At 69.0% G+C, this 25,109-nt stretch carries 21 protein-coding genes; 11 read left to right on the plus strand and 10 right to left on the minus strand.

The window, feature by feature from the left end:
• Window positions 1–178: 178 nt before the first annotated feature.
• The 5 genes from ACYVJJ_RS11475 to ACYVJJ_RS11495 form a co-directional block, all read right to left on the minus strand.
• Window positions 179–1,474 carry a replication-associated recombination protein A gene (locus tag ACYVJJ_RS11475; RefSeq protein WP_460833705.1) on the minus strand — a complete coding sequence of 432 codons (1,296 nt, stop codon included), beginning with the start codon at window positions 1,472–1,474 and terminating at the stop codon, window positions 179–181.
• A 120-nt stretch (window positions 1,475–1,594) separates the two neighbouring features.
• Window positions 1,595–2,278 carry a hypothetical protein gene (locus ACYVJJ_RS11480; protein ID WP_460833707.1) on the minus strand — a complete coding sequence of 228 codons (684 nt, stop codon included), beginning with the start codon at window positions 2,276–2,278 and terminating at the stop codon, window positions 1,595–1,597.
• Between the two features lie 209 nt (window positions 2,279–2,487).
• Window positions 2,488–3,108 carry an outer membrane lipoprotein chaperone LolA gene (gene lolA, locus ACYVJJ_RS11485; protein WP_460833709.1) on the minus strand — a complete coding sequence of 207 codons (621 nt, stop codon included), beginning with the start codon at window positions 3,106–3,108 and terminating at the stop codon, window positions 2,488–2,490.
• 84 nt (window positions 3,109–3,192) lie between these two features.
• Window positions 3,193–5,466: a DNA translocase FtsK gene (locus tag ACYVJJ_RS11490; protein ID WP_460833710.1), complete on the minus strand. Its 2,274-nt coding sequence runs from the start codon at window positions 5,464–5,466 to the stop codon at window positions 3,193–3,195.
• 229 nt (window positions 5,467–5,695) lie between these two features.
• Window positions 5,696–6,763, minus strand: a complete 1,068-nt coding sequence (locus ACYVJJ_RS11495; protein ID WP_460833712.1) for an alanine dehydrogenase — start codon at window positions 6,761–6,763, stop codon at window positions 5,696–5,698.
• 219 nt (window positions 6,764–6,982) lie between these two features.
• Here ACYVJJ_RS11495 and trxB point away from each other — a divergent pair, with 219 nt between their 5' ends.
• From trxB to infA, 4 genes are all read left to right on the plus strand, one after another.
• Window positions 6,983–7,933 (plus strand): thioredoxin-disulfide reductase, encoded by a 951-nt coding sequence (gene trxB, locus ACYVJJ_RS11500; protein WP_460833714.1) that lies wholly within the window; start codon window positions 6,983–6,985, stop codon window positions 7,931–7,933.
• A 24-nt stretch (window positions 7,934–7,957) separates the two neighbouring features.
• Complete coding sequence (locus ACYVJJ_RS11505) at window positions 7,958–9,100, plus strand: GNAT family N-acetyltransferase (protein ID WP_460833716.1); 1,143 nt, start codon at window positions 7,958–7,960, stop codon at window positions 9,098–9,100.
• Window positions 9,097–9,843, plus strand: a complete 747-nt coding sequence (gene aat, locus ACYVJJ_RS11510; RefSeq protein ID WP_460833717.1) for a leucyl/phenylalanyl-tRNA--protein transferase — start codon at window positions 9,097–9,099, stop codon at window positions 9,841–9,843. The genes ACYVJJ_RS11505 and aat overlap by 4 nt, the downstream gene beginning before the upstream one ends.
• Window positions 9,844–9,947: 104 nt before the next feature.
• Entirely contained in the window at window positions 9,948–10,166 is a 219-nt protein-coding gene (gene infA / locus ACYVJJ_RS11515) for a translation initiation factor IF-1 (protein WP_027083105.1), read from the plus strand.
• 55 nt (window positions 10,167–10,221) lie between these two features.
• Here the strand turns inward: infA and ACYVJJ_RS11520 are convergent, their stop codons facing one another.
• From ACYVJJ_RS11520 to clpS, 3 genes are all read right to left on the minus strand, one after another.
• Window positions 10,222–10,500 (minus strand): hypothetical protein, encoded by a 279-nt coding sequence (locus ACYVJJ_RS11520; protein ID WP_460833719.1) that lies wholly within the window; start codon window positions 10,498–10,500, stop codon window positions 10,222–10,224.
• Window positions 10,501–10,644: 144 nt separating this feature from the next.
• Entirely contained in the window at window positions 10,645–12,924 is a 2,280-nt protein-coding gene (gene clpA, locus ACYVJJ_RS11525; protein WP_460833721.1) for an ATP-dependent Clp protease ATP-binding subunit ClpA, read from the minus strand.
• A 63-nt stretch (window positions 12,925–12,987) separates the two neighbouring features.
• Complete coding sequence (gene clpS, locus ACYVJJ_RS11530) at window positions 12,988–13,308, minus strand: ATP-dependent Clp protease adapter ClpS (RefSeq protein WP_460833723.1); 321 nt, start codon at window positions 13,306–13,308, stop codon at window positions 12,988–12,990.
• Between the two features lie 96 nt (window positions 13,309–13,404).
• Between clpS and ACYVJJ_RS11535 the strand changes: the two genes are divergently transcribed.
• The 7 genes from ACYVJJ_RS11535 (at window position 13,405) to ACYVJJ_RS11565 (ending at window position 21,880) form a co-directional block, all read left to right on the plus strand.
• Entirely contained in the window at window positions 13,405–13,887 is a 483-nt protein-coding gene (locus tag ACYVJJ_RS11535; protein ID WP_460833725.1) for a hypothetical protein, read from the plus strand.
• Complete coding sequence (locus ACYVJJ_RS11540; protein WP_460833727.1) at window positions 13,888–14,364, plus strand: NUDIX hydrolase; 477 nt, start codon at window positions 13,888–13,890, stop codon at window positions 14,362–14,364.
• Complete coding sequence (gene mnmA / locus ACYVJJ_RS11545; RefSeq protein ID WP_460833729.1) at window positions 14,361–15,479, plus strand: tRNA 2-thiouridine(34) synthase MnmA; 1,119 nt, start codon at window positions 14,361–14,363, stop codon at window positions 15,477–15,479. The genes ACYVJJ_RS11540 and mnmA overlap by 4 nt, the downstream gene beginning before the upstream one ends.
• A complete protein-coding gene (locus ACYVJJ_RS11550; RefSeq protein WP_460833730.1) occupies window positions 15,476–16,126 on the plus strand; it encodes a lysogenization protein HflD in 651 nt (216 codons plus the stop codon). The genes mnmA and ACYVJJ_RS11550 overlap by 4 nt, the downstream gene beginning before the upstream one ends.
• Window positions 16,127–16,239: 113 nt before the next feature.
• Window positions 16,240–18,978 (plus strand): aconitate hydratase AcnA, encoded by a 2,739-nt coding sequence (gene acnA, locus ACYVJJ_RS11555; protein ID WP_460833731.1) that lies wholly within the window; start codon window positions 16,240–16,242, stop codon window positions 18,976–18,978.
• A 199-nt stretch (window positions 18,979–19,177) separates the two neighbouring features.
• Window positions 19,178–20,854: a long-chain fatty acid--CoA ligase gene (locus ACYVJJ_RS11560; protein WP_460833733.1), complete on the plus strand. Its 1,677-nt coding sequence runs from the start codon at window positions 19,178–19,180 to the stop codon at window positions 20,852–20,854.
• A 153-nt stretch (window positions 20,855–21,007) separates the two neighbouring features.
• Complete coding sequence (locus ACYVJJ_RS11565) at window positions 21,008–21,880, plus strand: crotonase/enoyl-CoA hydratase family protein (protein WP_460833735.1); 873 nt, start codon at window positions 21,008–21,010, stop codon at window positions 21,878–21,880.
• Here the strand turns inward: ACYVJJ_RS11565 and ACYVJJ_RS11570 are convergent, their stop codons facing one another.
• Together ACYVJJ_RS11570 and ACYVJJ_RS11575 are read right to left on the minus strand one after the other, a co-directional pair.
• On the minus strand, window positions 21,881–24,049 hold the full coding sequence (locus ACYVJJ_RS11570) for an ATP-binding protein (RefSeq protein ID WP_460833737.1): 2,169 nt from the start codon (window positions 24,047–24,049) through the stop codon (window positions 21,881–21,883).
• Window positions 24,046–25,101 carry an HD-GYP domain-containing protein gene (locus ACYVJJ_RS11575; protein ID WP_460833739.1) on the minus strand — a complete coding sequence of 352 codons (1,056 nt, stop codon included), beginning with the start codon at window positions 25,099–25,101 and terminating at the stop codon, window positions 24,046–24,048. The genes ACYVJJ_RS11570 and ACYVJJ_RS11575 overlap by 4 nt, the downstream gene beginning before the upstream one ends.
• Between the last annotated feature and the right edge of the window lie 8 nt (window positions 25,102–25,109).

The raw sequence follows: 25,109 nt of genomic DNA on the forward strand, positions 1-25,109 counted from the left end.
GGACGGCATACGCCCGGTTCGAATCCGACCGCATACGCTGCGCATCGAGTTACGGTACCGCCGGCCTACGCCGTCCCTACAACCCAGCGGTACACGCCCAGATCGCATCTGCGCAAGGCGACCAGCGTTTCCTGTGCGCCGCACACCAGGCGCGCGAAACGGATGACGAGCCGGCGCCCTATTCCGTGGCCGTACCCGGTTTCTGCACATCACCGCGCGCCTCCGCCCGCAGGGCACGCAGCCGCCCGAGCTTCTCGCCGAGCTTGATCTCCAGTCCCCGATCGACCGGCCGGTAATAGACGCGCTCGCCCATCGCGTCCGGAAAGCCCGTCTGCTCGAGCGCCACGCCGCCCTCGGCATCGTGGTCGTAGCGGTAGCCCTTCGAATAGCCGAGCGACTTCATGAGCCCGGTCGGTGCATTGCGCAGGTGCAGAGGCACGTCCTGCGTGCCGTGCCGATGCACGTCGCCGCGTGCCTCGCCCCATGCGACATAACCGGCATTCGACTTCGCGGTGGTGGCCATGTAGATCACGACCTGCGCCAGCGCGAGGTCGCCTTCCGGGCTTCCGAGCCGGTCGTGGGTCTCCCAGGCGTCGATCGCCATCTCGAGCGCGCGCGGGTCCGCGAGGCCGACGTCCTCCACCGCCATGCGCGTGATGCGCCGCGCCAGGTAGTGCGGGTCCGCCCCACCGTCGAGCATGCGCGCGAGCCAGTAGAGCGCGGCGTCGGGATTGGAGCTGCGCACCGACTTGTGCAGCGCCGAGATCTGGTCGTAGAACTGCTCGCCGCCCTTGTCGAAGCGACGGGTGCGGTCCGCGAGCACCTGCGCGAGGAGGGGCGCATCGATCGTGCCGTCGCCGCCCGAAGCCAGTTCGGCGGCGATCTCCAGCAGCGTCAGTGCGCGACGCACGTCCCCGTCGGCCGCGCGGGCGATGGAGGCGAGCGCCTCGTCGTCGATGCGGAGCCCGTGCGCGCCCAGGCCGCTCTCGCTATCCGCGAGCGCGCGGCGGAGCGCGTCGACGAGGTCCTCCGTGGAGACCGCGTCCATCACGTGAACGCGGCAGCGCGAGAGCAAGGCGGAGTTGAGCTCGAAGGACGGGTTCTCGGTGGTGGCGCCCACGAAGGTGATCGTGCCGCGCTCGATCGCGGGCAGGAATGCATCCTGCTGCGCCTTGTTGAAGCGGTGCACCTCGTCGACGAACAGCACCGTGCGACGCCCGTCGGCGAAGAGCTCGGCCGCCTCCCCGAGCACCTGCCGGACGTCGGCCAGCCCGCTCAGCACCGCGGAGATCGCGCGAAACTCGGCGTCCGCATAACGGGCCAGAAGCAGCGCGAGCGTCGTCTTGCCGCAGCCCGGCGGGCCCCACAGGATCATCGAATGCACCCGCCCGCCCTCGACCGCGCGACGGAGCGCGGTGCCGGGCGCGAGAAGCCTGCGCTGGCCGACCATGTCGTCGAGCGTGCGCGGACGCATGCGCTCCGCGAGCGGGCGCAGGGCGTCGGGGCCGGTGTCGGCTACGGGTGGGCGGACGGTTCTGCGGGAGGGCACGGTGCGCCGGTGTCATCGACCGGCGCCCACCTTAGCAGCGGCGGATCAAAGGCTGGCGACGGCCGGCGTCTCGAACGAGGGGTCTACCCCCAGCTCGTAGTTCACGCGCAGCCAGCGGCCCTCGCGGGCGTCGTACAGCGCCTGCACCCGCGTCGGCGCGGTGCCCTCGGCCCCGAAGTCGGCAAGGCCGTCGGCCTCGACGAGCAGGTAGCGCCCGGTCGGCGCGGCGCTCGCGCGGGCGAGCGACCAGGCCACCGGCTGGTCGGCGAATTCGGCGCGGAGTGCGCCGCCAATCGCGCGATCCAGCGAGCGCGCGAGCGCCGGCTGCAGCTGCGAGCCCGCGCCCTGCCCGTCACCCAGCTGGAGCTGGGGATAGGTCACCTCCGCGCTCGCGGTGTCATAGAGCGCGGCGAAACGGAACGGGATCCAGGTCGGATCGCCAGCGAGCTGGAGGCGCCCTGTGCCCACCACCTGACGGTCCTGAATGCTGGCCGGCACTGCATCGACCTTATCGAGCCTGACCACGACGTCCGCCGTGTCGAACTGGCGAGAGATGCTGCCGATCACCGCCGCGGCGACCACGTCCTCCAGCACCATCGTCTCGTCCGCCTGCTGCACGCTATTGACGGCGCGCGGCACAGCGACTGGCCCCGGGTCGGCGCCCGCGACGAGCGAGCCCACCGCCAGCGTGGAGATGGCGCCCAGCGAGAGAAGGACGGAACGGACCATGGTGGAACCCCCTGCAGGCGCCGACGTGCGCCACGGGGCCACTCTCGGATCGCAGGCGTGCACGAGCCGTGATAGGAGGCGGATGATATTCCCTGTATTTCCAAACGGTTAAGTCAGGCTCTTGCCCCGTTGGACGAGCATTCATCGGCAGCGGCCGAAACGCAAAAGGGCGGCACTAGGCCGCCCTCTATACCGTTCGCACGGAGCGCTCAGCCGCCGATCACGTCCACGCCCTTCGGCGGCGCGAAACGGAAGGTGCTCGGCGGCAGCACCGCGTTGCGCTTCCAGCCGGCGAACGAGATCTCGGTGCGCTGGCCGAGCTGGTCGATGACCTGCATGCGCACCAGGCCGCCCGCCTTGAATCCCAGCCGAGCGCTGCGAACGCCGGCCGCCGTGCCCTCGCCCCTTGGCGTGAGCGCGAGCCACTCCAGGCCGTCCGATACGCCGGCCTCGCGCACCGCGAACTGCGCCTCGAGCCGCTTCGGATCGAGCAGCGCCGTGAGCGGGCTGTTCCGCTCCTCGGCACCCTGCGGGCGCTTGGTCACCTGCTGCAGGTCCGGCTCGTAGATCCAGACCGTGCGCCCGTCCGCGATCACCTGCTGCGGGTAGGGCGTCGAGTATTCCCAGCGGAAATGGCGCGGCGCGGCGAGCGCGACACGGCCCGCGGACTTCTCCTTCAGCTTCCCCTTCGGGTCGAAGACCTGCTGGCTGAAGCGGCCATCCAGGGACTTCAGCCCCTTGGTGAACGCGGCGAAGTCATCGCGCGCACCAGCGGACGCGGTGCCGGTGGCGAGCATCAGGCCGGCGGCAATGATCGAAAGGGCACGCATGGGTCGTCTCCTCGAAAACTGCGGCGAGTCTGACCTGAATTGGATGAACGGAGCGAGAGCCCCGCAACGCGCGAGGCGCCCTGTTCAGTTCTTGGGCGGCGGCGGCGCGAGTACGCTGCGGTCGCCGTTGTGCTCGGGCGGGCTCACGACGCCCGCGGCTTCCATCGCCTCGATCAGGCGCGCGGCGCGGTTGTAGCCGATCTTCAGGCGTCGCTGCACGCCCGAGATCGAGGCGCGGCGGCTCTCGGTCACGATCTTCACCGCCTCGTCGTAGAGCGGATCGGACTCGTCCCCGCCCCCGCCGCTGCTCTCGGGCAGCCCGGTCGGGCCGACGACCACGCCGTCGCCCATCGTCTGCACTTCCTCGAGCACGCCCTCGATGTAGTCCGGGCCGCCGCCGATCTGCTTGAGGTGCTCGACCACCCGGTGCACCTCCTCGTCCGACACGAACGCACCATGCACGCGCTCGGGCATCGAGGTACCGGGCGGCATGTAGAGCATGTCGCCGTGGCCCAGCAGGGTCTCGGCGCCGGACTGGTCGAGGATCGTGCGCGAGTCGATCTTGCTGGAGACCTGGAAGGCGATGCGCGTCGGAATGTTGGCCTTGATCAGGCCCGTGATCACGTCCACCGACGGGCGCTGGGTCGCGAGGATGAGATGCATGCCGGCCGCGCGCGACTTCTGCGCGAGCCGGGCGATCAGCTCTTCGACCTTCTTGCCGACGATCATCATCATGTCGGCGAATTCGTCGATGAAGATGACGATGTAGGGCAGCGGCTCGAGCTCGCGCGGCACTTCGCCGGCCTCGGCGTTCGGCCGGAACAGCGGGTCCATCAGCGGCTGGCCCGCGTTGATCGCGTCGGTCACCTTCTTGTTGAAGCCCGACAGGTTGCGCACGCCGACCGCCGACATGAGCTTGTAGCGGCGCTCCATTTCCGCCACGCACCAGCGCAAGCCGTTCGCGGCCTCCTTCATGTCGGTGACCACTGGCGCGAGCAGGTGCGGGATTCCCTGGTAGACCGAGAGCTCCAGCATCTTCGGGTCGATCATCAGCACCCGCACGTCCTTCGCGGACGCCTTGTAGAGCAGCGAGAGCACCATCGCGTTCACCGCGACCGACTTGCCCGAGCCGGTGGTACCGGCGACGAGCAGGTGCGGCATGCGCGCGAGGTCGGCGACGGTCGGCCGGCCGGCGATGTCCTTGCCGAGCGCGAGCGTGAGCGGGCTCGCCGACTTGTCGTACTCCTTGGATCGCAGGAGCTCGGACAGGTAGATCATTTCCCGGTTGACGTTCGGGATCTCCAGGCCGATCACCGACTTGCCCGGGATCACGTCCACCACGCGCACGGACTTCACTGAAAGTCCGCGCGCTATGTCTTTGTCCAGGCTGGAAATCTGGCTGACCTTGATGCCCGGCGCCGGCTCGATCTCGAAGCGCGTGATGACCGGGCCCGGATACGCACCCACCACGTGAGCATCGATCCGGAAGTCCTTGAGTTTGAACTCAATCTGGCGCGAGAGCGTCTCGAGCGTCTCCGGGTCGTAGCCCTTCGGCTGCGGCTTGGGATCATCCAGCAGCGCCAACGGTGGGATACCGGTGCCATCGGGCACGTGGAAGAGCGGAATCTGCTGCTCCCGCTTCGCACGCTCGCTCTTCTCCACCACGGGCGCGGGCGGCGGCTCGATCTTCACCGGCGCGCGCTTCTCGCGCTTCTCGGTCTCGACCTTGCGGACCTGCTCGCGCTCCTCGCGCAGGACGCGCACCTCGCGCCGCACCTCGACCTCCCGTGCCCCGCGGCGGAACAGGCGCGAGAACAGAGGCCCCGTCGCGAGCGCCCACTGCCCGAGACGGTCCATCACGGCGAGCCAGGAGAGCCCGGTCGCGAGCGTCACCGCGGTGAGCAGCAGCGCGAGCAGGAACAGGTTGCCGCCGAGGTGCCCGAAGCCGCGGGCGAGCGAGCGTCCGACGAGCTGTCCGAGGATGCCCCCGGCGCGCGTGAGGTCCTCCGCCCCCAGGCGAAGGTGCAGCAGCCCGGTCATCGCGACGAAGAACGCGACCAGGCCGACGAGGCGCAGCGCGGGGCCGAGATCCGACTGCTCGCCCTCGCCTTCCTTCGAGAACATCGCGAACCATGCGACCGCGCCGAGGATCACGGGCAGCAGATAGGCCGCGAAGCCGAACAGGTTCATCAGCACGTCGGCGACCTTCGCGCCCACGATGCCACCGAGGTTGTGCAGCGGCGCGGTCACAGACCCGGCGGTCGACCAGCCCGGATCCTGCGGCGAATACGTGAACAGGCAGGCGACGAGGTACAGCAGCGCCGGCGCAATGAAGATCAGCGCGATATCGCGCGCCATGCGCTGCCGGCGCGGCGACGGCGCCGGTCGGGCGGGAGGAGCGGATGTCTTCTTGCGGCTCGCCGCGGGTGCCTGCGCCACGTGAGGTGCTGCCTTAGATCGAGCGTCTTAGTCGTTGAATATACGTGAAAACCCGCGCCACGAACCCGGCGCTCCGGCCGCTTCAACACCCGGAACGCAGATCGCCGGCACGAGGCCGGCGATCCACGCGAAGGGGCGACACCGTCGATTACAGCGCCATGCCCTGCAGCGCCGGATGCACGATCTGGCCGCCTTCCACGTTGATGCCGCGGATCAGCGCCGGGTTGTCGCGCCAGTTGCCGGCCGCGAGCTTGTTGACCCACGGCAGGATCGCGGCGCAGATCGCCTGCGACGAGGTCTGCGGCACCGCACCCGGCATGTTCGTCACGCAGAAGTGGGTCACGCCCTCCTCCACGTAGGTCGGCTCCTTCCAGGTGGTCGGGCGCGAGGTCTCGAAGCAGCCGCCCTGGTCGATCGCGATGTCGACGACCACCGAGCCGTCCTCCATGTCGCGCAGCATCTCGCGCGTCATCACGTGCGGCGCCTTGGCGCCGGTGATCAGCACGGCGCCGATCACGAGGTCGGCCGAGCGCACTTCGCGCGCGACGACGTCGTGGTACGGATAGAGCGCCGTGACGTTGTTGCCCAGGCGCATCATCTCTTCCTGGCGGTCGGTGCGCATCTCGAAGACGGTGACGTTTGCGCCGGCCGACGCCGCGAGGGCCGCCGACGCGCCGCCGGCCTTGCCCGCGCCGAACACCACGACCTTGCCGCGCTCGGTGGCGGCGAGGCCGCCCAGCAGCTTGCCCTTGCCGCCCATGGGCTGGTGCAGCAGGTGCGTGCCGACCTGCACGCCGATCTTGCCGGCGATGACCGACATCGGCGCCAGCAGCGGCAGGTCGCCGTTCGGCAGCTCGACGGTCTCGAAGGCGACACCTGTCAGGCCGATGTCGAGCAGGTGCTTCGTGAGCGCCGGCTCGGCGGCGAGGTGCAGGTAGCAGAACAGCAGATGGTCGCGGCGCAGGTGCTGAAGATCGCCGGCGATCGGCTCCTTCACCTTCACGATCATCTCGCCCTTCTCGTACAGGGCGGCCGCATCGGGCGCGATGTTCACGCCCAGACGGGTGTACTCCTCGTCCTTGAAACCGCTCTTGAGCCCTGCGCCCTGCTCGAGCCACACCTCGTGGCCGCGCTTGACGAGATCGCCGGCCGCGGCCGGGACGAGCGCGACGCGCCCTTCGAGGGTCTTGGTTTCCTTGGGTACACCGATACGCATTGCGGTCTCCGTGGACGCCCGTCGGCACCGGAGTGCGGCAGGGGCGAGGTTCTGCGGGGATGGGTCGCGGCGTTTCGCCACCGCGCCTTGTGTTGCCGTCATGCGGTCGCCAAGCTATGGCGATCCCTGTCGTCCGATCACGGCGGCGGAATGATGCCGGAGCCCCGTCATCGTTCCACGTGCCGAAACGGCCGCATCACATAACGCGCCATTATATCCATGACCCTTTCGAAGCACTCGCGGCTGATCATTCTCGGCTCCGGCCCCGCCGGCTGGACCGCCGCCGTCTACGCCGCACGCGCCAACCTCAAGCCGACGGTGATCACCGGGCTGCAGATGGGCGGCCAGCTCATGACGACCACCGAGGTCGACAACTGGCCGGGCGACCCGCACGGGCTCATGGGTCCGGACCTGATGGCGCGCATGCAGGCGCATGCCGAGCGCTTCAATACCGAGGTCATCTTCGACCACGTCCACACGGCGGACCTCTCGCAGCGCCCGTTCCGCCTGCGCGGCGACAGCGGCGAGTACACCTGCGACGCGCTGATCATCGCGACGGGCGCGACCGCCAAGTACCTCGGCCTGCCCTCCGAGGAGGCCTACAAGGGCCGCGGCGTCTCCGCCTGCGCCACCTGCGACGGCTTCTTCTACAAGGACCAGGACGTCGCCGTGGTCGGCGGCGGCAATACCGCGGTCGAAGAAGCGCTGTACCTCTCCAACATCGCCCGCAAGGTCTACCTGGTGCACCGCCGCGACACGCTGCGCGCCGAGAAGATCATGCAGGACAAGCTCTTCGCGAAGGTGCAGGCCGGCAAGATCGAGACGGTCTGGCACCACGAGGTCGACGAGGTCCTCGGCAACGAGGCCGGCGTCACCGGGCTGCGCGTGCGGTCCACGCAGGACGGCAGCCTGAGGGAAATCCCGGTCCATGGCTTCTTCGTCGCGATCGGCCACACGCCGAACACCGCGTTGTTCGAAGGCCAGCTCGACATGCGCAACGGCTACATCCAGGTGCGCACGGGGCTCGAGGGCGACGCCACGCTCACCTCCGTCCCGGGCGTGTTCGCCGCCGGCGACGTCGCCGACCAGGTCTATCGCCAGGCGATCACCTCCGCCGGCTCGGGCTGCATGGCCGCGCTCGATGCGGAACGCTATCTCGACAAGGCCTGAGGCCGCGCGCGGCGGCGGCATCTGATGACCGCTGACGTCGCGCTCAAGGCCCGATGGCTCGACGGCCTGCATGCCGTGCCGGCCGCGGCATGGGACGCACTCACGGGGACCGAGCATCCCTTCGTCTGCCACGCCTTCCTCGCAGGGCTCGAGTCGACCGGCTCGCTCCAGTCGGCGCTCGGCTGGCAGCCGCGGCACCTCACGCTCTGGGCGGGCGACGCCCTGGTCGCTGCAGCCCCCTGTTACGTCAAGACGAACTCGCATGGCGAGTTCGTCTTCGACCACGGCTGGGCCCAGGCCTACGCCCGCTATGGCCTGCATTACTACCCCAAGCTGCTCTGTGGCGTCCCCTACTCACCCGTCACCGGCCCGCGGCTGCTGGCGTCGACGCCGGAACTGCGACGAGCGCTGGTCGAGCAGCTCGGGGCAGCGTGCACGACGGAGGGGTTCTCGTCGGCCCACGTCAATTTCCATGTCGAGTCGGACGAGGACGCGTTCGGTGATGGCTGGCTCGCGCGCGTCGACGTCCAGTACCACTGGCGCAATCCGGGCGATTGGCGTGGTTTCGACGACTACCTCGCGGCGATGGACCATCGCCACCGCAAGAACATCCGGCAGGAGCGCGCGAAGGTCGTACGCTCCGGGCTCACGTTCCGCGTCCTGCACGGGGACGAGGCGACGGACGACGACCTCGCGGCGATGCATCGCTTCTACCGGACGACGTTCGCCGAGTACGGCAATCGCCCCGCGCTCACGCTCGACTTCTTCCACCACCTCGCGCGCGAAATGCCCCGCCAACTGGTGCTCGTGCTTGCCGACCGCGACGGCTCGCCGATCGCCGGCGCGCTGTCCCTGCGCGGTGCCGACACCCTGTACGGCCGCTACTGGGGCGCCGTCGAGCAACATCCGGGCCTGCACTTCGAGGCCTGCTACTACCAGGGCGTCGACTACTGCCTGCGCGAGGGCCTGACCCGGTTCGAGCCGGGCGCGCAGGGTGAGCACAAGCTCGCGCGCGGCTTCCTGCCCACGCTCGTCCGCAGTCGGCACTGGATCGACGAGCCGGCGTTCCGCGACGCGCTGCGCGACTGGTGTACGGACGAGGCCGAGGCCGTGCGCGGGTATGCATCGCGCCTGCAGGGCTCCACGCCCTTTCGGTGCGGCGAGTGAGCCTGCGCGGACTGATCTGGCTCGACGACGACCCGGCCGCGGGCTTCCCCGATCCCGCGCTCGCCCTCCGCGATCCCGACGGCCTGCTCGCGGCAGGCGGCGATCTCTCGACGACACGCCTGCTCAACGCCTACCGCGCCGGCGTCTTCCCGTGGTTCTCGGAAGGCCAGCCGCCGCTGTGGTGGTCGCCCGATCCACGCGCCGTGTTCCGCACCGATCGTGTCGCGCAATCGAGGCGCTTCCGGCGCGCCCTCCGCACGTCGACCTGGATCGTCCGCGCGGATACGGCGTTCGGCGACGTGATCCGGACCTGCGCCCGCATACCCCGCGCCGGCCAGCCGGGCACGTGGATCACGGCATCGATGATCGAGGCCTACGAGGAACTGCACCGTCTCGGCCACGCCCATTCCGTCGAAGTCTTCGACGACGAGACGCTGGTCGGTGGCATCTATGGCGTCGCGATCGGCGAGGCGTTCTTCGGGGAGAGCATGTTCAGCCGGGTGCCGGACGGCTCGAAGGTCGCGATCGCGGCACTCGCGTCGATGCTCCGCGCCTGGGGCTGGCCGCTGATCGATGCGCAGGTGGAGAACGACCACCTGCTCCGCCTGGGCGCGGAGCGATGGCCGCGCGAGCGATTCCTTGCGACCCTGGCACCGCTGGTCCAGCGGCCCGGTCGATCCGGCTCGTGGAGCATCGCATTCGGGGACTTCCCTGCCGCGCGCCTCGCCGCTCAACCGGAGTGAACGGCCGCTTCCCGGCCCGCCGGCCGTTTTGCGCGCCGTCCGCCCCGCGTGGCACAATCCACGGCTTCACCCGGGCGATACGCCCAGCGAGCCGACAGGAACCCATGGCAAAAGACGATGTGATCGAATTCGAAGGCACCGTGTCGGAGACCCTTCCGAACACGATGTTCCGCGTTCGCCTCGAAAACGGCCACGAGATCATTGCCCACATCTCCGGTCGCATGCGGAAGAACTACATCCGCATCCTCACCGGTGACCGGGTCAAGGTCGAGATGACGCCCTACGACCTCACGAAGGGCCGTATCACCTACCGCATGAAGTGAGCCGTCACCGGCTCATGCAAAAAGGCCAGGGACGATCCCTGGCCTTTTTTGTTGCTCAGTTCACGACGGGCGATTGGACGCGCTTCTGCTTCTGCGGCGCGAAGGCGCTCGCGGTCGAGTCGTCCGTGCCGCAGCGGTTCTGCCGCATGCAGATCTCGTAGCGCATCGTGCAGTAGTCGTCGGAACCACCGCCGCACTGCATCCACTTGTTGTAGCACTCGGCGCACGCCGTCGAGCTCTGTGCGACCTGGCGCTCGGGCGCCTTCGTGCCCGCCATGGCGAAACCGGCCATTCCGAGCGCTGCGAGTGCGACGGCGAAGATTGCGTGCTTCATGCTCACCTCCTTGGTGAAAGTCCAGCCCCGAACCAGGGCACGCCGACTTTCCCAAGTTCTGCGCGGCAGGGCACGCCGCAGCGCGTCAAAGAGAGAGGGCCGCACGGTGGCGGCCCTCTGCGCTGCACATAAAGGCTTGCAGACTCAGTTCTCGATCGTCGCCGGAAGCAGCTTCTCGGGCTCCGCGGTCGAGTTCACCACGAGCTTGCCGTCCTGCACGTCGATCGTCACGCGGCCACCACCCAGCAGCTTGCCGAACAGCAGTTCGTCGGCGAGCGGGCGCTTGATGTTGTCCTGGATGATCCGGGCCATCGGGCGCGCGCCCATCTGCGGGTCGAAGCCGTTCTGGGCGAGCCAGTCGCGGGCTTCGGGCGTGGTCGACAGCGTCACGTTCTTCTCGTGCAGCTGCGACTCGAGCTCGATCAGGAACTTGTCCACCACGCGCAGGATGTGGTCCATGCCCAGCGCCTGGAACTGCACCACCGCGTCGAGGCGGTTGCGGAATTCCGGGGAGAAGCTGCGACGGATGACTTCCATGGCGTCCGAGGCATGGTCCTGCTTGGTGAACCCGATCGAACGGCGCGACGCCTGTGACGCACCGGCATTCGTCGTCATCACCAGGATCACGTTGCGGAAGTTCGCCTCGCGCCCGTTGGTGTCGGTCAGCATCCCGCGGTCCATCACCTGCAGCAGGATGTTGAAGATGTCCGGATGCGCCTTCTCGATCTCGTCGAGCAGCAGCACGCAGTGCGGCGTCTTGACGATCTTCTCGGTCAGCAGACCGCCCTGGTCGAAGCCGACGTAGCCCGGGGGCGCGCCGATCAGGCGGCTCACCGAGTGGGCCTCCATGTACTCCGACATGTCGAAGCGCACCAGTTCGATGCCCAGCTGCAGCGCGAGCTGCTTGGTCACCTCGGTCTTGCCGACGCCGGTGGGCCCGGCGAAGAGGAAGTTGCCGATCGGCTTGTCGGGATTGCCCAGGCCGGAGCGGGCCAGCTTGATCGCGGAGGTCAGCGAGTCGATCGCCGGGTCCTGGCCGAAGATCACCATCTTGAGGTTGCGCTCGAGGTTGCGGAGCACGTCCTTGTCGGTGGCCGTGACCTGCTTAGCCGGGATGCGCGCCATCTTCGCGACGATGCGCTCGACCTCCTCGACGTCGATGATCTGCTTGCGCTCGGCCTCGGGGAGCAGGCGCTGGCGGGCGCCGGCCTCGTCGATGACGTCGATGGCCTTGTCGGGCAGCAGGCGGTCGCCGATGTGCTTGACCGAGAGGTCGACGGCGGCCTGGATCGCGTCGTCGGCGTAGGACACGCCATGGTGCGCTTCGTACTTGGGCTTGAGACCCTTGAGGATTTCCACGGCTTCGCTCACCGTCGGCTCGACGATGTCGATCTTCTGGAAGCGCCGCGCGAGCGCACGATCCTTCTCGAAGATGCCGCGGTACTCCTGGAACGTGGTGGAGCCGATGCAGCGCAGCTCGCCCGACGACAGTGCCGGCTTGATCAGGTTCGAGGCATCCATCGTGCCGCCCGACGCCGAGCCCGCACCGATGATCGTGTGGATCTCGTCGATGAAGAGCACCGCGCCCGGGATCTTGCGCAGCTGCGTGAGCACCGACTTCAGGCGCTTCTCGAAGTCGCCGCGGTATTTGGTGCCCGCCACCAGCGCACCCAGGTCGAGGGCGTAGATCGTGGCGTCCTGCAGCACCTCCGGCACGTCGCCGTCGACGATCCGCTTGGCCAGGCCCTCGGCGATCGCGGTCTTGCCGACGCCGGCCTCACCGACGTAGAGCGGATTGTTCTTGCGCCGGCGGCAGAGCACCTGGATGGTGCGCTCGACCTCGTCGGCGCGGCCCACGAGCGGGTCGATCTTGCCCTCGCGGGCCTGCTGGTTGAGGTTGGTCGCGAACTCGGTGAGCGAATCGCCCTTGCCCTCGCCCTCGCCGCCCTCGGCCGAACCGCCGCTCTCGTCGCGCGGGGACTCCTCGCCGCCCTGCTTGCTGATGCCGTGCGAGAGGTAGTTGACGACGTCGAGCCGCGCGATGTCCTGCTGGTTCAGGAAATAGACCGCGTGCGAGTCCTTTTCGCCGAAGATCGCCACCAGCACGTTCGCACCGGTGACCTCCTTCTTGCCCGACGACTGCACGTGGTAGACCGCGCGCTGGAGCACGCGCTGGAAGCCCAGCGTCGGCTGCGTGTCGCGGTCGCTCTCGTCGGGCAGGACCGCGACGGACGTCGCGATCGCGTCTTCGAGCTCGCGGCGCAGGCGCGGCACGTCGGCCTCGCAGGCACGGAGCACGCCCTCCGCGGACGGGTTCTCGAGGAGCGCCAGGAGCAGGTGCTCGACGGTCATGAACTCGTGGCGAGCTTCCCGGGCGCGCTTGTAGCACTGCCCGATGCTGTACTCGAGATCCTTGCTAAACATGGTTTGAGCCTCCGAAGCGTCTGCGGTACGAGATGGGGCCCGAAACCGCGGTTTAAACCGCTTTTAGGCCTTTTCCATCGTGCACAGCAAGGGATGCTGATTGAGCCTTGCGTATTCGTTCACCTGGGACACTTTCGATTCGGCAATCTCGCGCGTGAAAACCCCGCATACGCCGCGGCCGCGCGTGTGCACGTGGAGCATCACCTGGGTGGCCTTTTCGATATTCATCGAGAAAAACCGCGTCAGGACGTCGACGACGAAGTCCATCGGCGTGTAGTCGTCATTCAGCAAGAGCACCGAATACATCGGCGGTGGCGCCGTTTCCGGCCGGCCGCTCTCGACCGCGAGGCCGTGGTGGTGTTCGTGGTGGGTCTGCTTCGGCATCCGCCCAGTATAAAGCGCCCTCCCCGCCCCACCGCCGCCGCATGGACGCCCGCGCGCCCGCACCGGCAGAATGGCCGCCATACACAGGGGAAAACAATGACGATGCGCACCTTTCCGATCCTCGCCCTGCTCGGTCTCGCCTTCTGCGACAGCGCCTTCGCGGGGACGCCCGACGCCGCCTTGGCCAAGCAGCTCGAGTCACTCGACTACAAGTACGAGGTCGACAAGGACGGCGACTTCGAGATGGTCTTCGAGGCGGGCGAGAAGGGCGAGCGCAGCCAGATCGTGTACGTGCGCTCACCGGTCGAAACGTACGGTGCACTGCGGGTCCGCGAGGTGATGTCGCCGGCCTACGAGGCCAGCGGCGATGCACTCCCGGCCGCGATCGCCAACCGCCTGCTCGAATCGGCGCAGGAACAGAAGCTCGGCGGCTGGGTCAAGCAGGGCCGGTACGCGATCTTCGTGGTGAAGATCGATGCCGCTGCGAGCGCGGAACAGCTGCGCGACGCCCTCGAGGCGGCCGTCGAGGTTGCCGACCGCATGGAAGCCGAGCTCACGCCGGGCAAGGACGCGCTCTGAATGACAGGCGGGAGCCGCTTCTGGCAGCCCGACGTCACCGTGGCCACGGTGGTGATCGACGACGGCCGCATCCTGATGGTGGAGGAGCGCGTCGCGGGCCGGCTCGTTCTCAACCAGCCGGCCGGGCACCTCGAGCCGGATGAGCCGATGACCGACGCCGCCGTGCGCGAGGCGCTCGAGGAGACCGGCTGGGACGTGCGGCTCACCGCCTTCGTCGGTGCCTACCAGTGGAAGGCGCCCTCCGTGAGCGCCGGCGGTGCGGAACGGCACTACATCCGCTTCGCCTTCATGGGCGAGCCACTCGCCTTCGACCCTGCACGCGTGCTCGACGACGGCATCGTCCGCGCCGTCTGGATGACGCCCGCCGAGCTCCGCGCCGACGCCGCGCGCCATCGCAGCCCGCTGGTCTGGCGCGTGGTCGAGGATGCGTTGGGCGGCCGTCGCTATCCGCTCGAGGCGGTCCAGTCGGTCGCATGAGCAACCCGCCGCGGACGATCGTGGGCGTGTCCGGCGGCGTCGACTCGTCGGTCGCCGCCCTGCTCCTGCGCGACGCCGGGGAGCCGGTGGCCGGGCTCTTCATGACCAACTGGGCGGACGATGGCAGCGGCGACTGCCGCGCCGAGGACGACCGCCGGGACGCGGTCGCCGTCTGTGGTCGGCTCGGGCTGCAGGTCCATTTCCGCGATTTTTCACAGGCCTACTGGGACGGGGTCTTCGAGCACTTTCTCGCCGAGTACGCGGCCGGCCGCACGCCCAACCCGGACGTGCTCTGCAACCGCGAGATCAAGTTCAAGCATTTCCTCGACGCCGCGCACGCGCTCGGCGCCGAGCGAATCGCCACCGGGCATTACGCACGCGTGGCGCATCTCGGCGGCCGTTGGCGGCTGCTCCGCGCCCGGGATGCCGCGAAGGACCAGACCTACTTCCTGCACCAGCTCGGCCAGCCGCAGCTCGCCGCGACCCTCTTCCCGCTCGGCGACCTGCCGAAGGCGGACGTCCGCCGGATCGCCGCCGAAGCCGCACTGCCGACGGCGGCCAAAAAGGATTCGACCGGCATCTGCTTCATCGGCGAACGCGACTTCCGAGAGTTTCTCGGCCGCTACCTACCGGCACGGGAGGGCGAGATCCGGACGCCGGCCGGCGAGGTGCTCGGCCGGCACCCGGGCGTCTTCTACTTCACACTTGGCCAACGCGAAGGCCTGGCGCTCGGCGGGGTGCGTGGCCGCGAGCCGGCTCCCTGGTACGTCGTGGGCAAGGACGTGGCCGCCAACGTCCTCTACGTCGAGCAGGGCAGCGCGAATCCATGGCTGATGTCGACGTCGCTGCGCTCGGAGCTGGCGCACTGGATCGGTGGCGCGCCACCCGCGGCGCGGTTCCTCTGCACGGCGCAGACACGCTACCGGCAGAATGCCGAGGACTGCGAGGTCGAGGTCCTGCCGGACGGCGCCCTCCGCGTCCGTTTCGCCCGCCCGCAACGCGCGGTGACGCCGGGACAGTCGGTCGTGCTCTACGACGGCGACGAATGCCTCGGCGGTGCCGTCATCGCGACCACCGACGCGCCGCTCGAGCGCGGCACGAGCCCAGCCGAATGACCCGCACGTCCTCCGAAATCGCCTCCTCCATCGCCTCCGTCGAGCCGATCTACGACCGCGTGCTCGCGCTCGCCGGCATGCTGCAGGCCCTCGCGCAGGTCCGCCGCATCGCTGACACGGGCGAGGCGAACGAGCGCGTACTCGAGACGTCGGTCGAATCGCTGTTCCGGTTCGATGCGCGCTCGACCGCCGAGGTGTACGGCGGCATCGACGGCGTCCGTCCCGGGCTGATGCTCCTGCGCGACTACCTCGGCGGCCGCCTCGACGACGCGAGCCTGCCGCGGCTGGCGATGCCCGTCGTGCAGCTGGAGCGCCGGTTCGTGCGGGACGAGGCGGCGGTCGCCGCAGTCCGTCGCGGCCTCGAGGCCCTGCTCGAGCGCGTGGAGGCCGACGGACCCACCCATCCGGACGTGCTGGCGGCGCTCGGAGACCTCTATGCGCGGACGTTGAGCGGCATACGCCCGCGCGTGCTCGTGCAGGGCAATCCGCACTACCTCAGCCAGGCGCGGGTGGTGGGCGAAGTGCGGGCGATGCTGCTGGCGGCCGTGCGCTCGGCCGTTTTGTGGCGACAGCGCGGCGGCACGCTGTGGGACTTCGCGTTCCAGCGGCGGGCGATGTCGGCGGCGGTGGACGCGCACCTCGGCTGAGCGGCGGCCGGCCGCCGGATGCGGCATAATTGCGCGGTTTTCCGCGGCGTTTCCTCGCGGCCGGCGACTCCGCCGAGCCCGGCGCCGTGCCCCGCCGCCTCCACGGAGCCCTCATGGCCGACTCCTTCTCCACCCGCGCGCAGCTCGCCGTCAACGGCAAGTCGTACACCTATTTCAGCCTGCCCACGCTCGGCCAGCGCTTCAACCTGGCGCACCTGCCCTACTCGATGAAGATCCTGCTGGAGAACCTGCTCCGGCACGAGGACGGCGTCACGGTGCTGCCCGAGCACATCGAGGCGGTCGCGAAGTGGAACCCGCAGGCCGAGCCGGACACCGAGATCGCCTTCATGCCGGCGCGCGTGGTGCTGCAGGACTTCACCGGCGTGCCCTGCGTGGTCGACCTCGCGGCGATGCGCGACGCGGTGACGAAGCTGGGCGGCTCGCCGGCGCAGATCAACCCGCTGATCCCGTCCGAGCTGGTGATCGACCACTCGGTGCAGGTGGATATCTACGGCCGTCCCGACGCCGCGGACCTCAACGGCCAGATCGAGTTCAAGCGCAACATGGAGCGTTACAGCTTCCTGCGCTGGGGCCAGAAGGCATTCGACAACTTCAAGGTCGTGCCGCCCAACACCGGCATCGTGCATCAGGTCAACCTTGAGAACCTCGCGCGCGTCGTGGTCGAGCGTGACGTCGACGGCGTGCTGCAGGCGTTCCCGGACACGGTGTTCGGCACCGACTCGCACACCACGATGATCAACGGCATCGGCGTGCTGGGCTGGGGCGTGGGCGGCATCGAGGCCGAGGCCGCGATGCTCGGCCAGCCCTCGTCGATGCTCATCCCGCAGGTCGTCGGCTTCAAGCTCAAGGGCGCGCTGCCGGAAGGCACCACCGCGACCGACCTCGTCCTCACCGTCACCCAGATGCTCCGTGCGCTGGGCGTGGTCGGCAAGTTCGTGGAGTTCTTCGGCGAGGGCCTGCAGCACCTCCCGCTCGCCGACCGCGCGACGATCGCGAACATGGCGCCGGAGTACGGCGCGACCTGCGGCATCTTCCCCATCGACGCCGAGGCGCTGAACTACCTGCGCCTGTCCGGCCGCCCCGACGACACCATCGCGCTCGTCGAGGCGTATGCCAAGGCGCAGGGCATGTGGCACGACGCGTCGACGCCGGAGGCCTCGTACTCGGCCGTGCTCGAGCTCGACCTCGCCGACGTCAAGCCGTCGCTCGCCGGCCCGAAGCGCCCACAGGACCGCGTGCTGCTCGAGCAGGTCAAGGACAACTACCGGCAGAACCTGCCGGCGCTGACGAAGAACCGCAAGGTGAAGAGCCTCGACGCGGCCGACGTCTCGCACCAGGACACGGCGCATGCGCCGCACTCGGTCGTGCAGATGCTCGGCCAGGACGTGCAGCTGAAGGATGGCGCAGTCGTCATCGCGGCGATCACCTCGTGCACGAACACGTCGAACCCGGCGGTGATGCTGGGCGCGGGCCTGCTCGCGCGAAACGCCGTGGCCAAGGGCCTGAAGTCGGCCCCGTGGGTGAAGACCTCGCTCGGCCCGGGCTCGCTGGTCGTCACCGATTACCTGCGCAAGGCCGGTGTGCTGGGCGACCTCGAGCAGCTGGGCTTCCACGTCGTCGGCTACGGCTGCACCACGTGCATCGGCAACTCCGGCCCGCTGCCGGAGGAAGTCTCGCGCGGTATCGCCGAGAACGACCTCGTGGTCACCTCGGTGCTTTCGGGCAACCGCAACTTCGAGGGCCGCGTGCACCCCGAAGTGAAGATGAACTACCTCGCCTCGCCGCCGCTGGTCGTCGCCTATGCACTCGCCGGCACGGTCGACATCGACCTGACCACCGAGCCGCTCGGCACGGGTTCGGACGGCCAGCCGGTGTACCTGCGCGACATCTGGCCGTCGAACAAGGAGATCGGTGACACGATCGCGGCGACCATCGGCCCGGACCTGTTCAACCAGGCCTATGCCGACGTCTTCAAGGGCGACTCGCGCTGGAACCAGATCGCCTCGCCCGAGGGCGAGTCGTTCGCCTGGGACGAGGTGTCGACGTACATCAAGAACCCGCCCTACTTCGACGGCATGTCGATGCAGGTCGGCTCGATCGCCGACATCGCCGGCGCGCGCATCGTCGGCCTGTTCGGTGACTCGATCACCACCGACCACATCTCGCCGGCCGGCAACATCAAGAAGGACTCGCCGGCGGGCCGCTACCTGATGGAGCGCGGCGTGCAGCCGGCCGACTTCAACAGCTACGGCAGCCGCCGCGGCAACGACGACGTCATGGTGCGCGGCACGTTCGCCAACATCCGCATCAAGAACCTGATGCTGGGCGGCGAGGAAGGCGGCAACACGCTGTACTTCGCGAAGGATGGCGGCGCGCAGCCGGAGAAGCTCGCGATCTACGACGCGGCGATGAAGTACAAGGCCGACGGCGTGCCGCTGGTGGTGTTCGCGGGCAAGGAGTACGGCACCGGCTCGTCGCGCGACTGGGCGGCCAAGGGCACCAACCTGCTCGGCATCAAGGCCGTCGTCGCCGAGAGCTTCGAGCGCATCCACCGGTCGAACCTGGTCGGCATGGGCGTGCTCCCGCTGCAGTTCGTCAACGGCGAGAACGCGCAGTCGCATGGCCTGGACGGCTCGGAGACGATCTCGATCGAGGGCCTGCAGGACGGCGCGAGCAAGACCGCTACGGTCGTGGCGCGCCGGGCCGATGGCAGCGAGAAGCGCTTCCAGGTCGCGGTGCTGCTGCTGACGCCCAAGGAAGTCGAGTACTTCCGCCACGGCGGCATCCTGCATTACGTGCTGCGCCAGCTCGCCGCACGCAAGGCGGCCTGACCGGCACGGGCGGCCTCACCGTCGGGGACCATGGAGCGGAGGCACCCTGCCTCCGCTCTTTTTTTGTGCGCCGCGGCAAGCGCCGTGCACGTCGCCTCGCCCGCGCCTTGATAGCCGCGCGAGCCGTATGATCCAATCGAGCGATACCGTACGGGCGCGGATTTCACCGTCGCCGCGGCAGCGATGAAAGGGGAATCGCATGATGAATGAGCGTCCGTGGCTGGCGAGCTATCCCGCCGGCGTCCCGGCGGAGATCGACGTCGACGAGTACCCGTCGATCGTCTCCGTCCTGGAGACCGCGATCACCAAGTATCGCGACCGGCCGGCGTTCTCCAGCCTCGGCAAGACGATCACCTACGGCGAGGTCGATCGCCTCAGCGCGCAGTTCGCGGCCTACCTGCAGCACGAGCTCAAGCTCAAGCGCGGCGATCGCGTCGCGATCATGATGCCGAACTGCCTGCAGTATCCGATCGCGACGTTCGGCATCCTGCGCGCCGGCCTGACGGTGGTGAACACCAATCCGATGTACACGGCGCGCGAGCTGAAGCACCAGCTCGTCGACTCCGGTGCGACGGCGATCCTGGTGCTCGACAACTTCGCGCACACCGTCGAGGAAGTGCTCGCCGAGACGTCCGTCCGCCACGTCATCACCACGGGGCTCGGCGACCGCCTGAACTTCCCGAAGCGCGCGATCGTCAATTTCGTCGTGCGCCACGTCAAGAAGATGGTGCCCGACTACGACCTGCCGAAGGCCGTGCGCTTCAATGACGTGCTCGATGCGGGCGCGCGCCACGCGATGACGCCGGTCGCGATCGCGCCGGACGATATCGCCTTCCTGCAGTACACCGGCGGCACCACGGGCGTGGCGAAGGGCGCGATGCTCACGCATCGCAACCTGGTGGCGAACATGCAGCAGGCCTCGGCCTGGATCGGCGGCAACCTGCGCGAAGGCCAGGAGACGATCATCACCGCCCTGCCGCTGTACCACATCTTCGCCCTGACGGCGAACGGGCTCGTCTTCATGAAGTTCGGCGGGCTCAACCACATGATCACGAACCCGCGCGACATGCCGGCGTTCGTCAAGGAACTGAAAGGCGTCCGCTTCAGTGCGATCACCGGCGTCAACACGCTGTTCAACGGCCTGCTCAACACGCCCGGGTTCGATCAGATCGACTTCTCGACCCTGCGCCTCACGCTCGGTGGCGGCATGGCGGTGCAGCGCGCGGTGGCGGAGCGCTGGAAGCAGGTCACGGGCTGCACGCTGGTCGAAGCCTACGGCCTCACGGAGACCTCGCCCGCGGCCTGCATCAATCCGATGGACCTCGCCGACTACAACGGTGCGATCGGGCTGCCTATCCCGTCCACCCAGGCCTGCGTGAAGGACGACGACGGCAGGACGCTCCCGGTCGGTGAGATCGGCGAGCTGTGCATCAAGGGCCCGCAGGTGATGGCCGGCTACTGGAACCGTCCCGACGAGACCTCGAAGGTGATGGACGCCGAAGGCTGGCTGCACACCGGTGACATGGCACGGATGGACGAGAACGGCTTCTTCTACATCGTCGATCGCAAGAAGGACATGATCCTCGTCTCGGGCTTCAACGTGTATCCGAACGAGGTCGAGGACGTCATCGCGATGATGCCGCAGGTGCTCGAGGTCGCCGCGGTGGGCGTGCCGGACGAGAAGTCCGGCGAGGCGGTGAAGGTGGTCATCGTGCCGAAGGACCCCTCCTTGACCGCCGAGCAGGTGCTCGCGCATGCCCGCGAGAACCTCACCGGCTACAAGCTCCCGCGCTTCGTCGAGTTCCGCAAGGAGCTGCCGAAGACCAATGTCGGCAAGATCCTCCGGCGCGAGCTGCGCGATCCGACGCCCGCCTGACGGCGTTCCGTCGTAGTGCGTGACCCCAGGCCCGCCTCGAGCGGGCCTGTCTTTTGCATGCGCGGCCGGGGTGTAGGATCAGCTGGTGGGCACCACCTGACCGCCCGCGCCCACCAGCCCACGCGGGCGGTTCCCCATTCGAGGAACCGCGACATGAGCACGAAGGAACCGCTGTACCGCGCGCGTACGTATCCCACCGTACGCGTCGAGAGCGAACAGGGCACAGCCTGCGACTGGCTGTACATGCACTCGGACCACGCGACCGGAATCCGCCCGTGCTTCCGCACCGAGCTGATGCACGACATGTGGTCGATGCTCTCGTCGGTCACGTCGCCGGCGCTCCATGCCGTCGGTGCACCGCCCCGCGGCCTGCGGCATGTCGTGCTCGCATCCGATGCGCCCGGCGCATTCAACCTCGGTGGGGACCTGGCGCTGTTCTCGAAGCTCATCCGTGCCGGCGATCGCGACGGGCTGCTCGACTACGCGACGCGCTGCGTGGAAGGCGTGCACCTGCTGCACGGCGGGCTGGGCGGCGACGTGCGCACCATCGCGCTCGTGCAGGGCGATGCACTGGGCGGCGGCATGGAGCTCGCGCTGGCCTGTCAGGTGATCGTCGCCGAGGAAGGCGTCGAGATGGGCCTGCCCGAGGTGTTGTTCGGCCTGTTCCCGGGCATGGGCGCCTACTCGTTCCTCAGCCGCCGCATGCCGCCGCAGCAGGCCGAGCGCCTGATCCTCGAAGGGCGCATCCTCGCCGCGGACGAACTGCAGCGGCTCGGCGTGGTCGACGTCGTCGCGCCCAAGGGCGAAGGCGAACGCGTGGTCCGCGAACTGATCGAGAAGGAGCAGCGTGCACCGTTCGCGCACCTGGCGCTGAACCGCGTGCGGCGCGCGGCGAATCCGGTGACGCGCGACGAGCTGATGGCGATCACCGAGATCTGGGTGGACGCGGCCCTGCAACTGGGCGAGCGCTCGCTCAGGACGATGGAGCGGATCGTCCGCGCGCAGGCGCGGCGCGCGCTGCGCTGATCAATCGCCGTTGCCGGCCGAGCCGTCCTGCGCTGTGCGGCGGCGCGCGGCGAGGATGTCACGGCCCTCGGACAGGCGCTCGCGGAGCGCCTCGAAACGCGCTTTCCATTCGCCGGCCATCTGCCAGTCCTGCAGGCGCATCAGTTCGCCCGCCTCGAGCGAGAGTGCGACCAGGCCGACGTTTCCCGCCACGCCCTTGACGGCGTGGGCGTGTTCGCGGAGCGGGTCCCAGGCCCCGACGGCACCCGCCTCGGCAATGAGCCGCAGCCCACGCTCGGCATCGGTCAGGCACTGGCTGCAGAATTCCCGCTCGAACGCGTCGCCGAGCCCGAGTGCACCGAGCTCGTCGAGCACGGTCGGATCGAACGACACGCGTTCCGGCGTGCGCGCCGGCTCGACGCGGAGCGCAGGCGCCGACGATGTGGCCGGCCGCTGCTCCGCGATGTCAGCGAGCGTGTCGAGCAGGCGGGCGGTGGACACGGGCTTGGCGAGAAAGCCCCAGGCACCCGCGTCCTGGCACGACTGGATCGCCGTCGGCGTGACGTCGGCGCTCAGGATCACCACCGGCGTGCGCGTGCCGCCGGCCTCCATCAGGCGCAGCTGGCGGAGCATGTCGACGCCACTCATGCCGGGCATGTGCAGGTCGGTGATCACGAGGTCATAGCTCGACTCCGCGAGCAGGTCGAGCACCTGTTCCGCACCGTCGACACAGGTCGCACGATGGCCGGCCTTCTGCAGCAGCCGCTGCAGCACCATCCGGTTGGCCTCGTGGTCGTCGGCGACGAGCACGTCGAGCGGGCGCACGCGCGCGCGGTGGCGCAGGAACGGATTGCTGAAGGCGATGACGTTCCCGCCGGCGGTCTCCGCCGCATCGCGCGCATCGTCCGTAGTGGCGGCAGCGGTTCTTTCGACCGGGGCCACCGGCTGGAACGGGATGTCGACCCAGAAGCGGCTGCCCTGCCCCTCCGAGCTCTCGAAACCGATCGTGCCGCCCATCGCCTCGGTCAGCCCCTTGGCGATGGTCGTGCCGAGGCCCGTGCCGCCGTAGCGGCGCGCGAGGCCGGCATCGGCCTGCTCGAAGGCATCGAACAGGCGGCGTCGCATCGCGACCGGAATCCCGACGCCGGTGTCGGTGACGGTGAAGCGCAGGCGTCCGCGCTGGGCGTCGCCACCCACCGGCTCGACGTCGAGGCGCACGCTCCCCGCATCGGTGAACTTCACCGCATTGCCGACGAGGTTGATCAGCACCTGGCGCACGTGCGCGACATCGCCGCGCAGCAGCGCGGGCACCTCGTCGGCGACGCGGGCGCGGTACTCGAGCCCCTTGGCCCGCGCCTGCGGCTCGAGGATCAGCCCGATGCTCGCGACGAGCTCGCGGAGCTCGAACTCGGTGGCATGCAGCTTGAGCTTGCCGGCCTCGATCGCCGAGATGTCGAGCACATCCTCGACGAGCCCCATCAGCGTGCGGGTCGACGCCTGCAGGGTACGCACGCACTCGCGCTGCTCGGCGTCCAGGCGGGTCGCCGAAAGCAGCTCGGTCATGCCGGCGAGGCCGTTGAGCGGGGTGCGGAACTCGTGGCTCATGTTCGCGAGGAACCGGCTCTTGGCCTCGTTCGCGCGGCGTGCCTCGTCGGTGGCGCGGGTGAGTGCCTTGAGAAGGCCGGTGAGGTACATCGGAATCGCGAACAGACCGATCCAGAGGCCGATGCCGAGCGCGAGGTTCTGCTGCCAGTAGGCGGACTTCGCGAGCACCAGGCCGAACGAAACGAGCGCGGCGGTCATCGCGCCGGCGAGGTAGCGGCTCCCAAAGCGCAGGCCGTTGCCGACCGTGACCCACATGATCAGCACGTAGACCCACGCGATCGGCTCGTCCCACCGAATCATGGCCGCGGCCATGAGGCCATAGTCCGCGGCCATCCCGACCAGCCGGCGTGCATGGTTGCGGGCGGGCGAGGCGACGAGCCAGGCCAGGATCAGGCTGCCGATCACGAAGCCGGCCATCACCATGGCCATGACGTCGTAGAAGGCGTCGGAGCGCTCGCCGTGCGGGCCGGCGAGCAGGTACGTGAGCACGACGCCGAGCGCGGCGATGCGAACGGTCGCCTGGCCGTGCTCGCTATCCTCGCGTGCGGCGAAGCGTGCCCGCAGCGCGCGCAGTGCGCCGATCACGGCGTTCGCCCCCCGACCTCGCCGCGGTACTGCTCGCACAGGGCGTCGAGCTGGCGACGGTTGCCGAGCAGCGCCTGCACGCATTGCGGGTCGAACAGGGTGCCGCGCTGCGCATACAGGTGCGCGAGGGCGGCGTCGATCTCCCAGGCGTGCTTGTAGGGTTGCGCGGTGATCAGCGCATCGAAGACGTCGGCGACCGCGACGATGCGTGCCTCGAGCGGGATCCGCGCGCCCGAAAGCCCATCGGGATAGCCACTGCCGTCGTAGCGCTCGTGGTGGCGCAGCGCGATCGTCGCCGCCAGTTCGAGGAAGTCGCTTCCGCTGCCACTCAGCAGCTCGTAGCCGATCTGCGGATGCCGGCGCACCAGCGCGCGCTCCTCGTCGCTGAGCGGTCCGGGCTTCTGCAGCACGGCGTCGGGCAGCGCGATCTTGCCGAGGTCGTGCAGGGGCGTGGCCTGCTCCAGCAGCACCGCCTCGTCGTCGAACATCCCGACGCCGCGCGCGATCAGCCCGGCGACGGCCGCCATGCGCTGCAGGTTCGGGTGCGTGCCCCCGTCGCGGTATTCTACCGCGCGGGCGAGGCGCGAGAGCGTCGCGCGCTCGCGCTCGGCGATCTGCTGCAGCGAGGTCTGGAGGCGGTGTTCGAGCGACATCGCGCGCTGCTTCACCGTCTCCGACTGCTGACGCAGCTGCAGAAGGTTCCGGCAGCGCGCGCGCAGCTCGCGCGGGCGCACCGGCTTGACGAGGAAATCGATGACGCCGGCGTCGAGCGCGGCCTGGCGGACGGGCTCGTCGCCCACCACCGTCACGAGGATGATCGGGATGTCGCGGTGGTGCGGCAGCTTGCGGAAGCGGCGCGCGAACTCGACGCCGTCGATGCCCGGCATGCGGTAGTCGAGCAGCAGCAGGTCCGGGTCGTGCGTGGTGCACCAGTCGAGCGCGGCCTGCGGCTCGCCGAAATCGTGGACGTCGAGCTCGGACCCGATGTCCTCGATGATGTGGCGCAGCATGGTGCGTGCGCTGGTCTGGTCATCGACGATGACGACGTTCATTCGACCTT

This window comes from Lysobacter humi (ex Lee et al. 2017) (assembly GCF_054781815.1).

Coding starts and splice junctions, on each gene's coding strand:
- ACYVJJ_RS11475 (WP_460833705.1), bottom strand. CDS start 1,474: ATGCGTCCGCGCACGCTCGACGACATGGTCGGCCAGCGCAGGCTTCTC.
- ACYVJJ_RS11535 (WP_460833725.1), top strand. CDS start 13,405: ATGACGATGCGCACCTTTCCGATCCTCGCCCTGCTCGGTCTCGCCTTC.
- ACYVJJ_RS11540 (WP_460833727.1), top strand. CDS start 13,888: ATGACAGGCGGGAGCCGCTTCTGGCAGCCCGACGTCACCGTGGCCACG.
- trxB (WP_460833714.1), top strand. CDS start 6,983: ATGACCCTTTCGAAGCACTCGCGGCTGATCATTCTCGGCTCCGGCCCC.
- ACYVJJ_RS11575 (WP_460833739.1), bottom strand. CDS start 25,101: ATGAACGTCGTCATCGTCGATGACCAGACCAGCGCACGCACCATGCTG.
- acnA (WP_460833731.1), top strand. CDS start 16,240: ATGGCCGACTCCTTCTCCACCCGCGCGCAGCTCGCCGTCAACGGCAAG.
- ACYVJJ_RS11490 (WP_460833710.1), bottom strand. CDS start 5,466: ATGGCGCGCGATATCGCGCTGATCTTCATTGCGCCGGCGCTGCTGTAC.
- ACYVJJ_RS11550 (WP_460833730.1), top strand. CDS start 15,476: ATGACCCGCACGTCCTCCGAAATCGCCTCCTCCATCGCCTCCGTCGAG.
- clpS (WP_460833723.1), bottom strand. CDS start 13,308: ATGCCGAAGCAGACCCACCACGAACACCACCACGGCCTCGCGGTCGAG.
- mnmA (WP_460833729.1), top strand. CDS start 14,361: ATGAGCAACCCGCCGCGGACGATCGTGGGCGTGTCCGGCGGCGTCGAC.
- infA (WP_027083105.1), top strand. CDS start 9,948: ATGGCAAAAGACGATGTGATCGAATTCGAAGGCACCGTGTCGGAGACC.
- ACYVJJ_RS11560 (WP_460833733.1), top strand. CDS start 19,178: ATGATGAATGAGCGTCCGTGGCTGGCGAGCTATCCCGCCGGCGTCCCG.
- ACYVJJ_RS11520 (WP_460833719.1), bottom strand. CDS start 10,500: ATGAAGCACGCAATCTTCGCCGTCGCACTCGCAGCGCTCGGAATGGCC.
- ACYVJJ_RS11495 (WP_460833712.1), bottom strand. CDS start 6,763: ATGCGTATCGGTGTACCCAAGGAAACCAAGACCCTCGAAGGGCGCGTC.
- lolA (WP_460833709.1), bottom strand. CDS start 3,108: ATGCGTGCCCTTTCGATCATTGCCGCCGGCCTGATGCTCGCCACCGGC.
- ACYVJJ_RS11505 (WP_460833716.1), top strand. CDS start 7,958: ATGACCGCTGACGTCGCGCTCAAGGCCCGATGGCTCGACGGCCTGCAT.
- clpA (WP_460833721.1), bottom strand. CDS start 12,924: ATGTTTAGCAAGGATCTCGAGTACAGCATCGGGCAGTGCTACAAGCGC.
- ACYVJJ_RS11565 (WP_460833735.1), top strand. CDS start 21,008: ATGAGCACGAAGGAACCGCTGTACCGCGCGCGTACGTATCCCACCGTA.
- ACYVJJ_RS11480 (WP_460833707.1), bottom strand. CDS start 2,278: ATGGTCCGTTCCGTCCTTCTCTCGCTGGGCGCCATCTCCACGCTGGCG.